The 12,014-nt window shown below is 69.1% G+C and carries 11 protein-coding genes; 7 read left to right on the top strand and 4 right to left on the bottom strand.

Features of this window, described 5'->3' with window-relative positions; all coding sequences use genetic code 11:
* Window position 1 precedes the first annotated feature (1 nt).
* Together JC881_RS08505 and JC881_RS08500 are read left to right on the top strand one after the other, a co-directional pair.
* Window positions 2–952 carry a PdxA family dehydrogenase gene (locus JC881_RS08505; RefSeq protein WP_198785276.1) on the top strand — a complete coding sequence of 317 codons (951 nt, stop codon included), beginning with the start codon at window positions 2–4 and terminating at the stop codon, window positions 950–952.
* Window positions 949–1,962, top strand: a complete 1,014-nt coding sequence (locus tag JC881_RS08500; RefSeq protein ID WP_198785275.1) for an FAD-binding oxidoreductase — start codon at window positions 949–951, stop codon at window positions 1,960–1,962. Before JC881_RS08505 ends, JC881_RS08500 begins: the two co-directional genes overlap by 4 nt.
* Window positions 1,963–1,999: 37 nt before the next feature.
* On the opposite strand, the gene JC881_RS08495 is transcribed toward JC881_RS08500, so the two are convergent.
* Together JC881_RS08495 and JC881_RS08490 are read right to left on the bottom strand one after the other, a co-directional pair.
* Window positions 2,000–3,457, bottom strand: coding sequence for an MFS transporter (locus JC881_RS08495; protein ID WP_198785274.1), 1,458 nt, complete (start codon window positions 3,455–3,457; stop codon window positions 2,000–2,002).
* Between the two features lie 84 nt (window positions 3,458–3,541).
* Window positions 3,542–3,928, bottom strand: coding sequence for a hypothetical protein (locus JC881_RS08490; protein ID WP_198785273.1), 387 nt, complete (start codon window positions 3,926–3,928; stop codon window positions 3,542–3,544).
* A gap of 113 nt (window positions 3,929–4,041) precedes the next feature.
* Here JC881_RS08490 and JC881_RS08485 point away from each other — a divergent pair, with 113 nt between their 5' ends.
* Window positions 4,042–4,968 carry an AraC family transcriptional regulator gene (locus JC881_RS08485; RefSeq protein ID WP_198785272.1) on the top strand — a complete coding sequence of 309 codons (927 nt, stop codon included), beginning with the start codon at window positions 4,042–4,044 and terminating at the stop codon, window positions 4,966–4,968.
* Window positions 4,969–4,977: 9 nt separating this feature from the next.
* Here the strand turns inward: JC881_RS08485 and JC881_RS08480 are convergent, their stop codons facing one another.
* Complete coding sequence (locus JC881_RS08480) at window positions 4,978–6,024, bottom strand: extracellular catalytic domain type 1 short-chain-length polyhydroxyalkanoate depolymerase (protein ID WP_198785271.1); 1,047 nt, start codon at window positions 6,022–6,024, stop codon at window positions 4,978–4,980.
* A gap of 141 nt (window positions 6,025–6,165) precedes the next feature.
* Window positions 6,166–7,086 (bottom strand): polyphosphate kinase 2, encoded by a 921-nt coding sequence (ppk2, locus tag JC881_RS08475; protein ID WP_198785270.1) that lies wholly within the window; start codon window positions 7,084–7,086, stop codon window positions 6,166–6,168.
* A gap of 159 nt (window positions 7,087–7,245) precedes the next feature.
* On the opposite strand from ppk2, the gene JC881_RS08470 reads away from it, so the two are divergent.
* The 4 genes from JC881_RS08470 to JC881_RS08455 all read left to right on the top strand — a co-directional run bounded on the left by JC881_RS08470 (window position 7,246) and on the right by JC881_RS08455 (window position 11,998).
* A complete protein-coding gene (locus tag JC881_RS08470; RefSeq protein WP_198785269.1) occupies window positions 7,246–8,889 on the top strand; it encodes an inorganic phosphate transporter in 1,644 nt (547 codons plus the stop codon).
* Between the two features lie 9 nt (window positions 8,890–8,898).
* A complete protein-coding gene (locus JC881_RS08465; RefSeq protein ID WP_198785268.1) occupies window positions 8,899–9,945 on the top strand; it encodes a transporter in 1,047 nt (348 codons plus the stop codon).
* Window positions 9,946–10,166: 221 nt separating this feature from the next.
* A complete protein-coding gene (locus JC881_RS08460; protein WP_198785267.1) occupies window positions 10,167–11,024 on the top strand; it encodes a 3',5'-nucleoside bisphosphate phosphatase in 858 nt (285 codons plus the stop codon).
* Window positions 11,021–11,998 (top strand): DMT family transporter, encoded by a 978-nt coding sequence (locus JC881_RS08455; RefSeq protein WP_198785266.1) that lies wholly within the window; start codon window positions 11,021–11,023, stop codon window positions 11,996–11,998. The genes JC881_RS08460 and JC881_RS08455 overlap by 4 nt, the downstream gene beginning before the upstream one ends.
* The last annotated feature ends 16 nt before the right edge of the window (window positions 11,999–12,014 follow it).

Genomic DNA, 12,014 nt, shown 5'->3' with positions numbered 1-12,014 from the left:
CATGCAGGCCCGCTCTCGCCAACTCGCGCTGGCTGCCGGCGACCCGAACGGCATCGGCCCGGAGATCGCGCTGAAGGCGCTCGCCGCGCTGCCCGAGACCGACCGCGCGCGCCTCACGCTCTACGGCCCGGCCAGCGTGTTCGAACGCACGGCGGCAGCGCTGGGCATGGCCGCGCTGCTGCGCGACGTGCGGCTCGTGAACGCCGGCGAACTGCCCGCGAGCGCCGCGGTACCCGGCCGCATCGATGCGGCGGCAGGCGCCTCGGCCGTCGCTTCCGCCACCGCCGCGCTGCAAGCGTGCCGGCGCGGCGAGGTCGATGCGGTGGTGGCCTGCCCGCACCACGAGACCGCCATTCACCAGGCGGGCATCGCGTTCAGCGGCTACCCGTCGCTGGTCGCCCGCGTGTGCGGCGTGCCCGAAGACCGCGTGTTCCTCCTGCTGGTGGGCGGCGGGCTGCGCATCGTGCATGTCACGCTGCATGAAAGCGTGCGCACCGCGCTCGACCGGTTGACACCCGAACTGGTCGCGCATGCCGTTCGCGCGGGGGCCAAGGCCTGCGCGCTGCTGGGCGTGGCCGATCCGTCGATCGGCGTGTTCGGCATCAACCCGCATGCGTCGGAAGGCGGACTGTTCGGGCCCGAGGACGCAGCCATCGTGGTGCCCGCTGTCGAGACGCTGCGCGCCGAAGGCTTCCGCGTAGACGGGCCGGCCGGCGCCGACATGCTGCTGGCGCAACGCAGTCATGACCTCTACGTCGCGATGCTGCACGACCAGGGCCACATCCCCGTCAAGCTGCTCGCACCGCAGGCGGCCAGTGCGCTCAGCATCGGCGCCGACGCGCTGCTGTCGAGCGTCGGGCACGGCAGTGCCATGGACATCGCGGGGCGCGGCATCGCCGATCCGGAAGCCCTGCTGCGCACGATCGCGCTGCTGTCTGGAGGCCGGCCATGAACCATCGCATCGCCATCGCGGGCAGCGACGTCGCCTTCGAATGCGCCGGCAATGAAAGCGTGCTGGACGCCGCCGCGCGCGCCGGCATCGAACTGCCCTACTCGTGCCGCAAGGGCGTCTGCGGCAACTGCGCCGGCGCGGTGGTTCGCGGCGAGGTGGCGGCCATCGGCACGGGCGCCCTCACCAACGAGACCTGCCTGCCGGACCAGGTGCTGTTCTGCATGTGCGCGCCGCGCGGCGACATCGAGATCGCGCCGACGGCGATGCGCCGCATCGACCCCGCCGCGCGCAAGCGCTTCACGGCGAAGGTGTTCCGCAACGAACTGGCCGCGCCCGACGTGTCGGTGCTGCAGCTGCGCCTGCCCACGGGGCAACGCGCCAAGTTCAGGGCCGGGCAGTACCTGCAACTTTCGCTGCCCGACGGCAGCACGCGCAGCTACTCCATGGCCAACGCGCCGCATGAGAGCGATGCCGTCACGCTGCATGTGCGCCACGTGCCGGGCGGCGCGTTCAGCGCGCGCGTGCCGCGGCTGACGGCTGGCGAGCTCGTCGACATCGAGCTACCCTTCGGCGCGTTCTCGCTGCAGGAGGAACAGGCGCGGCCCGTGGTGTTCGTGGCGGGCGGCACCGGCTTCGCGCCGGTGAAGTCCATCCTGGACGACATGCTCAAGCGGCGCATCGACCGGCCCATCACGCTGATCTGGGCGGCGCGGCAGGCCGACGGCATCTACCTGCGAACGGCGGTCGCGCGTTGGCAGAAGCAATGGCCGCAGATGCGCTTTGTCAGCGCGCTGAGTGACGACGGCGCGGCAGGTGACGGTGACTTCGCGGGTCGTGCCGACGAAGCGTTGCTGGCCACCTGTCCGGACCTGAAGGGACACGAGCTCTATTGCTGTGGCTCGCCGGCGATGGTGAACGCAGTCCGCGACGCGGCGCTGCGGCATCGCGGGCTCGACGCGGGCGACTTTCACTCGGACGTGTTCGTCGAAGGACCGGCCGCCCGCTCCTGAGGATGAGAGACGGAACCTCGACGCTTCCGGGCAGCCGCTACCGCACGACTCTGCGATACAGCACCGCCACCAGCAGCGCCGAGGCCGTCAGATAAACCAGTGCAACGCCGAACGCAGCGGCATAGTTCGCCCCATCGGTCGAAGCGCCGAGCCGCCCATAGAACAGGATGCCGATCAGCGCGACCCCCAGCGCGTTGCTCGCCTGCTGCACCATCGACACCACACCCGACGCCACGCCCGCATGCTGCGGCGGCAGCCCGGCCAGCACGGTGGACACCAGCGGCGCCATCACCATGCCGAGGCCCGCGCCCTGCACCAGCAACACGGGCGCCATCCAGGCGAGCAGGTGCGCATGGCCGGGCCATCCCGCGACGTTGACGAACTGCAGCGCATGCCCCGCGGCCAGCACGAGCGCGCCGAGCGCGATGGGCGGCTTGCCGCCGAAGCGGCGTGCGATGCGCGCGCCGGCCATCGAGGTCGCGAAGAAGCCGATCGCCAATGACGTGAAGACGATGCCCGAAGTCAGCGGGCCCAGCGCCAGGCCCTGCTGCAGGTAGAGCGCCAGCACGAAGTACAGCGACGCGTTGCCGACGTAGAAGGCCAGCGTGGTGAACAGCCCCATGACGAAGCGGCGGTTCGCGAGCAGCGCGGGCGCCACCAGCGGCGCGCCGCCTGCCGCGGCAAGACGGCGCTGCTGGAACCCGAAGGCGGCCAGGAGCGGCAGCGCGGCCGCCAGGCACAGCCAGCTCCACAGCGGCCAGCCTTGCTCGCGCCCTTCCACCAGCGGCAGCACCACCGCGACGGAGCCTGCTGCAACGAGCAGCATGCCGACCAGGTCGAGCTTGCTGATGCTTGCGTTCCTGAGCGGCGGAATGACACGCGGCGCCAGCGCCAATGCCAGGAGGCCGATGGGCACGTTGATGAGAAAGCACGCGCGCCAGCCCAGCCCCGCCAGGTCGGCATGGATCAGCAGCCCGCCCACCAGTTGCCCCAGCGTGGCGCCGAGCCCCAGCGTGAGCCCGTAGGCCGCGAAGGCGCGTGCACGGTCTTCGCCGGTGTAGGCCAGGCCGATCATCGCGAGCACCTGCGGTTGCAGCAGCGCGCCGGCCAGGCCCTGCAGCACGCGGGCGGCCACCAGCCACTCGGCATTCGGCGCGATACCGCAGGCGGCCGAGGCCAGCGTGAACAGCAAGAGGCCGAGCATGAACATGCGGCGCCGGCCGAAGAGATCGCCGAGCCGGCCGCCGGTGACGAGGCCCGCGGCCGTGGCCAGGCCGTAGCCGGCCACCACCAGCTGCAAGGTCGCTGTGCTCGCAAGCAACTCGCGCTGCATCGAGGGCAGCGCGACGTTGACGATGAAGAAGTCCAGCACGACCAGGAAGGTGCCGCTGAGCATGACCCACAGGGCGAGCGGGCCGGGCTTCGCCGCGACCGCGCCGTGAATGCCCGGGGAAGAAAGCGATGCCGTGGAAGCGGCGGGGTTGGAAGGGGTCATGTCGGGCTCGAGTGTTGGGGTGACGGCAACTGGCGGCAATGACCTCCGAGGTCATGGCCGGGCGTTCTTCGGACGATCGGGCGATCAGACGGCGGGCGTCGGCAGGATGAACTGGTAGTCGATGGCGATGCGGCCGTCTTCGGCCAGCAGCAGGAACTCCAGCCCGACCGCAGCGACCGAGCCGCCCGCGGCAGGGACCATCTGCCAATGGAACATCACGGTGTCGCGCAGCATCTGGGCATCGCCGGTGGCGCGAAAGACGAAGCCGGCGTCGCGCACATTCTTTTCGTGCGAGCTGGTGACGCGCTGCACCAGCGCCTCGTAGCCCTTGGCCTGCAGGGTGCGTACGTAGTGCTCGCCCTGCGGCACCCAGAGGCTGGCGATGGCGTCGCGGCGGGCGCCTGCGTCCGTCAGGTTCCAGAGGGCGACGTAGCGGTCGGCGAGTTCGGCGAAGTTGGTGTTGGCATTCATGGTCTGCTCCGGGGCTGAGAGAGTGAGACTGCAGTTTCTGCCTCGGGTGGTGGACAGTGAATGCCTGCAAAGCCGACAATCTTGTCCATTCGTCCACTGCCACAGGAGCCTTCATGGACCCGCTCGACGACGTTTTCGCGGCCATGCGCGTGCGCAGCGCCCTGTATGCCCGGCTCGAAGCCGGCGCGCCCTGGGGCGTGAGCCTGGCCGGCGGCGAGAGCGCGCGTTTCGGCCTCGTGGTGCGCGGCGGTTGCCTGCTGGAAGTGGAGGGCGTGGACCAGCCCGTCGCGCTCGCCGCGGGCGACTGCTATGTGCTGGCGCACGGCACGCCCTACGTGCTGCGCGACCATCCGAACACGCCCACGGTGAGCTGCGCATCGGTCATTCGCGACCGCATCGGCGGCCTCGTCGAACTCGGCGGAACGGGCACCGCGGCTTCGGTGATCTGCGGCTGGTTCCACTTCGACCAGCGCGCCGCGCGCCCCCTGCTCGACCTGCTGCCGGTTCTGCTGCACGTGAAGATGGAACAGGCCCGCGCCCTCGCGCTGCAGGGCACGCTGCAGTTGCTCGCGATGGAAACCGGCGAGCCCGGCCTTGGCTCCGGCCTGCTCGTGAGCCGGCTGGCCGACATCGTGTTCGTGCAGGCGGTGCGCGCGCACGTCGCGGCCGCCGGCGATTCGCAGACGGGCTGGCTGGCCGCACTGGCCGACGTGCGCATCGGCCCCGCCCTGCGCGCGATGCACAAGGACATGGCGCGCGACTGGACTGTTGAAGCATTGGCCGCCGCCGCGAGCCTGTCGCGCTCGGCCTTCGCGCAGCGCTTTCGCGAGCGCGTGGGCCAGGCGCCGCTGGAATACCTCACGCAGTGGCGCATGTTCAAGGCCGGCAACATGCTGGGCCAGGGCAACGCGGCGCTGGGCACCATCGCCGGCGCGGTGGGCTATGAATCGGAAGCCGCGTTCAGCAAGGCCTTCAAGCGCGAGAAGGGCATGGCGCCCGGTGCGTGGCGCGCGGCGGCGCGCGAAAGCGTCGCGGCCTGAAAGGCTTCTTCAGGCCGCCTTGGCCGCGTGCCTGAACTGCGTGGTCGCAAAGGCCCAGGTCATGCGCGTGGCATCGGGCCCGGCCGCGTCGCTGAACAGCAGCCTGGACGCGCCGCCGCTCCACGCATGCCCGAGCCCCGCGATTTCGCACAACGACACCACCGTGCGGCCCTTGCGCTTGAAGTCGGTCACGCGCATCGGGCGGCGCTTGCCGCGCTGCACGTCGCGCGGCAGCCCGGGCCGCGCGCCCACGGCCGTCGCCCACACGGCGGCGCTGTTGACGGCGTTGCTGGGCGCGACCACCGCATCGGCATCGCCGTGCAGCACGAGCATCGGCGGCAGCGTCGCGAAGACGGCCGCGGCGCCCATCGCCTTGCCGACCGCGGTGACGGGCATCGGCGGCACGTTCTGGCCGCGCATCGCGCCGAGCGCGGTGGCCGACGATTTCGCGGCGCCGGGCGCCACGCCCGAATGCATGACGACGGCGCGAAAGCGCTGCGGATAGCGCGTGGCCACCAGCGCCGCCATGCTGGCGCCGGCCGAGAGTCCGGCCAGCGCGATGCGCTCGCGGTCCACGGGGTAGAGCATGCAGGCCTGGTCGACCGCGGCCATCAGCGTCGCGGCCTCGGCGTCGGCCTTGCCGGAGCGGCGCTCGTACCAGTTCCAGCAACCTTGGGGATGGGCGAGGCGGTCCTGCTCGGGGTAGAGCACCAGGAAGCGCTGGCGCGCCGCAAGCGCGTTCATGCGCGTGCTGGCCGCGAAGTCGCGCCCGGTCTGGCCGCAGCCGTGCAGCATGACCATGAGTGGCAGCTTCTCTCCGGGCTCGAGTTGCAGGCCCGCGGGGCGAAACAGGTGATAGCCGCGCGCCCCGCCCGCGCCGATTGCCATGCCGCTGAGCCAGTCGCCCTTGCCGGGCGGCGGCTTCAGGCGCTTGGCGGTCGCGCGATGCACCTGGCCCGCCACGCGCTTGCTGTTGCTCAGCGTGATCTTCGTGAGTGCCTTCAGGTTGCGCTGGTAGGCGCGGGCGAAGACGGAAGCGGTGGAACGACGGGCCATGGCGCAGTGTGAAGGCAAAGCGCCGGGCGGCCAAACGAGAGTTCAATCCAGGAACACCGCGGAACCGGCTTTGCCGGGCCGCTGGTGTTGCCCCCTGCAAGGGGGTTGGCGTAGCGACACGAAGTGCGCGAAGACTGGGGGTTAGTAAATCTCCGGAACGATCATGTTGGCGGGCACCGGCTGGCGCAGGTAATCGTCATGGCGCACGCGCGCCGGCAGTTCGACCGGCGCATGCGCCACTTCCTGGTAGGGCAGCTGGCCCAGCAGGTGGCTGATGCAGTTCAGGCGCGCCTTCTTCTTGTCGACCGCCTGCACCACCCACCACGGCGCCTCGGGGATGTGGGTGCGCTCCAGCATGATTTCCTTGGCCTTGGTGTATTCCTCCCAGCGGCGGCGGCTCTCCAGGTCCATGGGGCTCAGCTTCCATTGCTTGAGCGGATCGTGGATGCGGCCGAGAAAGCGCATGTGCTGCTCGTCGTCGGTGATGGAGAACCAGTACTTGATGAGCTTGATGCCCGAGCGCACGAGCATCTTCTCGAACTCGGGCACGGTGCGAAAGAACTCCTCGTACTCGTCGTCGCTGCAAAAACCCATCACGCGCTCGACGCCGGCGCGGTTGTACCAGCTGCGGTCGAAGAGCACCATCTCGCCGGCGGCCGGCAGGTGCGCGGCATAGCGCTGGAAGTACCACTGTGTGCGTTCGCGGTCGTTGGGCGCGGGCAGCGCGGCCACGCGGGCCACGCGCGGGTTCAGGCGCTGCGTGATGCGCTTGATGACGCCGCCCTTGCCCGCCGCATCGCGGCCTTCGAACAGGATGACGACCTTCTGCTTGCTGTGCTGCACCCAGTCCTGCAGCTTGACCAGTTCGCCCTGCAGGCGGAACAGCTCCTTGAAATAGGCCTGGCGCGCGGCCTTGTCGGTCGCGACCACGGCGGCGGGGTCGAGCCCGTCGATGTTGCGGTCTTCGATCTCCAGCTCGAGCTCTTCGTCGTAGCTGTCGATCAGGTCGCGGGCGATGCGTTGCATCAGGTCGTCGTGGTCGGGAAGGGCGCTCGGCAGCATGATGAGGAAGAAGGAAGTGGGGGGAAGAAAAAAGCATGCTGCACGCCCCGTATGACTGCGGCGTGACGGTTTGGCGGCGGCTTTTCGTAGGCCGACACGCCGTTGTCACACGGCGCGAACACCATGTGCAGCCACTCCAACACCCTAAAAAAACCGCCCATGAACACGCTCGCCGCCCCGAATACGGAGATGCCGGCCGCGCCCACAGAGGCGCACCGGCCCAAGCTCGATGCCAAGCCCGGTCCGGTCACGCTGATCACTTTCGTGGGCCTGCTGGCCGCGGGATTGCTCTTCACGGCGTGGAGCCTGGTGGGCGACGTCACGGCCTCGGGCGCGCCCATGACGACCTGGGTGCCCTACATTCTTTTGGGCGTGGCGCTCCTGATCGCGCTGGGCTTCGAGTTCGTCAACGGCTTTCACGACACGGCCAATGCGGTGGCCACGGTGATCTACACGCACTCGCTGCCGCCCAACTTCGCGGTGGTGTGGTCGGGCTTCTTCAATTTCCTGGGCGTGCTGGCGTCCAGCGGCGCGGTGGCCTTCGGCATCATCGCGCTGCTGCCGGTGGAGCTCATCCTGCAGGTGGGCTCGGGCGCGGGCTTCGCGATGGTGTTCGCGCTCCTGATCGCCGCGATCATCTGGAACCTGGGCACCTGGTGGCTGGGGCTGCCGGCGTCGTCGTCGCACACGCTGATCGGCTCGATCATCGGCGTGGGCATTGCCAACGCGCTCATGCATGGGCGCGACGGCACCAGCGGCGTCGACTGGGGGCAGGCCACCAAAGTGGGCTATTCGCTCCTGCTCTCGCCGATGGTGGGCTTCGGCTGCGCGGCGCTGCTGCTGCTGGCGCTGCGCGCCTTCGTGAAGAACCGCGCGCTGTATGAAGAGCCCAAGGGCAACACGCCGCCCCCGTGGTGGATTCGTGGTCTGCTGATCCTCACCTGCACCGGCGTGTCGTTCGCGCACGGTTCCAACGATGGACAGAAGGGCATGGGGCTGATCATGCTGATCCTGGTCGGCACGGTGCCGATGGCCTATGCGCTGAACCGCGCGATGCCCGCCAACGAGACGGTCAAGTTCGTGGCCGTGGCCGAGATGGCGCAGAACGCGCTCAACCGCAGCGTGCCGACCTCGCTGCCCGCACTGGCGGCGACAACGCCGGCGGCTTCGCGCGATGCGCTCTCCACCTATGTGCGCACCCGCGAGTTCAACGACAAGGTCTTGCCCGCGCTGGCCGCGACCGCCGGCAGCATCGGCCAGCAGGTGCGCGAGCACGGCTCGCTCGCCGCGGTGCCGGCCGAGGCCGTCGCCAACGTGCGCAACGACATGTACCTGGCCTCCGAGGCCATTCGCCACCTCGACAAGAGCGGCGCCGCGAAGTTCGACGAGGAGACCAAGCTGCGGGTCAACGCCTTCCGCCAGGAGCTGGACGATGCGACGCGCTTCATTCCGCTGTGGGTCAAGATCGCCGTGGCCATCGCGCTCGGCCTGGGCACGATGATCGGCTGGAAGCGCATCGTGGTCACCGTGGGCGAAAAAATCGGGAAGACGCACCTGAGCTACGCGCAGGGCGCATCGGCCGAAGTGGTGGCCATGCTCACCATCGGCGCGGCCGACATGTATGGCCTGCCGGTCTCGACCACGCACGTGCTCTCCTCCGGCGTGGCCGGCACGATGACGGCCAGCGGCTCGGGCCTGCAGATGTCCACGCTGCGCAACCTGGCGCTCGCCTGGGTGCTGACGCTGCCGGTGGCCATGCTGCTGTCGGGCTCGCTCTACTGGCTCTTCACCCGTCTTTTCTGATCACGCACCTTGTCGGCATTCCATGATCTCGCCGCCCAGTCCTATGGCGGCGACGAAGCCGGGCTGATCTGCGGCTACCTGTTCGACGCCGCGGCGCCCGAGCCCGCGCGCGCCATCGATTCGGCAGAGGCGGCGGCGTGGCTCGGCGCGCAGCCCGAAGACGCTGCTGTCGATGACGGCGGTGGCGCGTATGTGTGGCTGCATTTCAATTTGAGCCACGCGCAGGCCGAGCGTTGGCTGCTGCGGCACGCGAAGCTCTCCGATACCTTCTACGAGACGCTGCACGACGGCCTGCCCTCCACGCGCATCGAGCGCGCGGACGACTCGCTGATCGCGGTCATCAACGACGTGCACTTCGAGTTCAGCTTCGAGCCTTCCGATATCTCCACGCTGTGGATCAGCGTGGGCCCGCGCCTGGTGGTCACGGCGCGCACGAAGCCGCTGCGCTCGGTCGATGCGCTGCGCACGGCGGTGAAGGCGGGCGATGCGCCGCGCTCGAGCACCGAACTGCTCGAGCACCTCTTGCGCGCGCAGGCCGACGTGCTGGTGAAGATCGTGCGCGGCGTCACCTCGCGCATCGACCACATCGAAGACGAACTGCTTGCCGGCCGGCTCGACCACAAGCGCGCGCGCCTCGGGGTGCTGCGGCGCCTGCTGGTGCGGCTGCAACGGCTGCTGGCGCCCGAGCCGGCCGCGCTGTTCCGGCTGCTGCAAGGGCCGCCTTCGTGGATGTCGGAGCCCGATGCGCAGGAGTTGCGCGGCTCGACCGAGGAGTTCTCGGTGGTGCTGCGCGACATGCAGGCGCTGCAGGAGCGCATCAAGCTCCTGCAGGAAGAGATCGCGGCCAACGTCAACGAGGACAACAACCGCAGCCTCTTCGTGCTGACGGTGGTGACGGTGCTGGCGCTGCCGATCAACATCCTGGCGGGCCTGTTCGGCATGAACGTGGGAGGCATTCCTCTGGCCGAGCACAAGCATGGGTTCTGGATCGTGGTGGCGATCGTCGCGAGCTTTACCGCGGTGGCGGCATGGGCGGCATTCCGCAAGAAGCGCTGACGAGGTGCGAATAAACCTGCTGCGCGCCTCGATCTCGCACCTGCGGTCCTCACCGTACGGAGTACGGTTGCGGTCCTCGCTGCGAGCTCAAGGCGCTCGCTACGGTTTCTTCACACCTCGCGAGCCCGCATCCCGTGTCACGTTAATGCTATTTATTTAGTAGCGTCTCACATAGCATCCATGCGCCCGCATCAGCGTTCCAGACCCCCTAGAATGGCGGGGTGTCCTCCATTCTCAATGCCGATCTTCACTGCCACTCCGTGGTCTCCGACGGCACATTGACGCCCGAAGAACTGGCTGCACGCGCAGCCGCCAACGGGGTCGAGCTGTGGGCCCTCACCGACCACGACGAGGTCGGCGGCCAGCACCGCGCAGCGGCCGCGGCGCGCGACAACGGCATGCGCTACCTCACGGGCACCGAGATCTCGGTGACCTTCGCGAACGAAACCGTGCACATCGTCGGCCTGGGCTTCGACCCCGACGACGCCGCGATGACGCAGGGCCTCTACGACACGCGCGGCGGCCGCGGCAAGCGCGCGCAGGAAATGTCCGAGGGGCTGGCCAAGGTCGGCATCCATGGCGCGTATGAGGGCGCTCTCAAATTCGTCGGCAATCCCGAACTCATCTCGCGCACGCACTTCGCGCGCTTCCTGGTCGAGCAGGGGCACTGCCGCGACACCTCCGAGGTGTTCCGCAAGTTCCTCACCGAAGGCAAGCCGGGCTACGTGCCGCACCGCTGGGCGTCGCTCAAGGACGCGGTGCACTGGATCACCGCCGCCAAGGGCATGGCCGTGATCGCGCACCCGGGCCGCTACAAGTTCTCGGCCAACGAGGAGTACGCGCTGTTCCTCGAGTTCAAGGCGCATGGCGGCCAGGCGATCGAGGTGGTCACCGGCAGCCACACCCCGGCCGAATATGTCGAGTACGCCGACAAGGCGCTCGAGTTCGATTTCGCCGCATCCCGCGGCAGCGATTTCCACAGCCCCGACGAGAGCCACTGCGATCTCGGCAAGCTGCCACCGTTGCCTGGCGCCTTGACGCCGGTGTGGGAACTGCTCGGCCACCGCATCCAGCAGTGAGCCAGAGCCCCGGGCCCGGCATCGACGGCGCGGCCAGCGCTGCGCTGGCGAATGCACGCGCGGCGCAGCAGATGAGCCGCAGCAAGGAGTCCGAACGCATCCTCGCGGGCATCGGCATGGTGATCGTTGCGGTGGCCTGCTTCGCCACGCTCGACACGGCCACCAAGGCATCGACGGCCGGCGTGCCGATCCTGATGGGCGTGTGGTTCCGCTATGCGTTTCAGGCCGTCGCCACCACGGCGGTGCTGCTGCCGCTGCGTGGCACGGCATTGCTGCGCACCCGGCACCCGCGCTACCAGCTGCTGCGCGGCGCGCTGCTGCTGGTGTCGAGCACGCTGGCCTTCCTGAGCCTGCGCTACATGCCGCTGGCCGAATTCACCTCGATCGTGCTGATCGCGCCGCTGGTGATCACGCTGCTCGCGGCGACCACGCTCAAGGAGTACGTCTCGCCGCTGCGCTGGGCGCTGGTGGCGGGCGGCTTCATCGGCACGCTGGTGATCCTCAGGCCCGGCGGCGATGCGTTCAGCTGGGCCATTCTTCTGCCGATCGGCCTGGTGTTGACCAACGCCTGGTTCCAGGTGCTCACCAGCAAGCTCGCGCAGACCGAGAACCCGCTCACGATGCATTTCTATACCGGCTGGGTCGGCGCGCTCATCGCGTCGCTCGCGCTGCCTTTCGCATGGACCGCGCTTCCCTCGTGGGAGTGGTGGGCGCTGCTGTGCCTCATGGGGTTCATGGGCACTGTGGGTCACTTCATCCTGATCCTGGCCTACCAGCGCGCGCCCGCCTCCACGCTCACGCCGTACCTCTATGCGCAGATCGCCTTTGCCATGCTGGGCGGCTGGCTCATTTTTTCCCAAGTGCCCGACCGCTATTCGCTCATCGGCATTTCGATGATCGCGGTCTGCGGCGCCGCCGGTGCATGGCTCACGGTGCGCGAGCGCCGCGTGCCGATCGAACCGGCGGAATCCTGATCAGAGGAGACAGCTC

The sequence above is a fragment of the Variovorax sp. IB41 genome (assembly GCF_016405905.1).
Lineage (GTDB): Bacteria > Pseudomonadota > Gammaproteobacteria > Burkholderiales > Burkholderiaceae_C > Variovorax.
This window is presented reverse-complemented; position numbering and strand designations above follow the sequence as displayed.

Bases quoted from the DNA above. Each gene is read 5' to 3' on its own strand.
- JC881_RS08505 (WP_198785276.1), top strand. From the start codon at position 2: ATGCAGGCCCGCTCTCGCCAACTCGCGCTGGCTGCCGGCGACCCGAAC.
- JC881_RS08500 (WP_198785275.1), top strand. From the start codon at position 949: ATGAACCATCGCATCGCCATCGCGGGCAGCGACGTCGCCTTCGAATGC.
- JC881_RS08495 (WP_198785274.1), bottom strand. From the start codon at position 3,457: ATGACCCCTTCCAACCCCGCCGCTTCCACGGCATCGCTTTCTTCCCCG.
- JC881_RS08490 (WP_198785273.1), bottom strand. From the start codon at position 3,928: ATGAATGCCAACACCAACTTCGCCGAACTCGCCGACCGCTACGTCGCC.
- JC881_RS08485 (WP_198785272.1), top strand. From the start codon at position 4,042: ATGGACCCGCTCGACGACGTTTTCGCGGCCATGCGCGTGCGCAGCGCC.
- JC881_RS08480 (WP_198785271.1), bottom strand. From the start codon at position 6,024: ATGGCCCGTCGTTCCACCGCTTCCGTCTTCGCCCGCGCCTACCAGCGC.
- ppk2 (WP_198785270.1), bottom strand. From the start codon at position 7,086: ATGCTGCCGAGCGCCCTTCCCGACCACGACGACCTGATGCAACGCATC.
- JC881_RS08470 (WP_198785269.1), top strand. From the start codon at position 7,246: ATGAACACGCTCGCCGCCCCGAATACGGAGATGCCGGCCGCGCCCACA.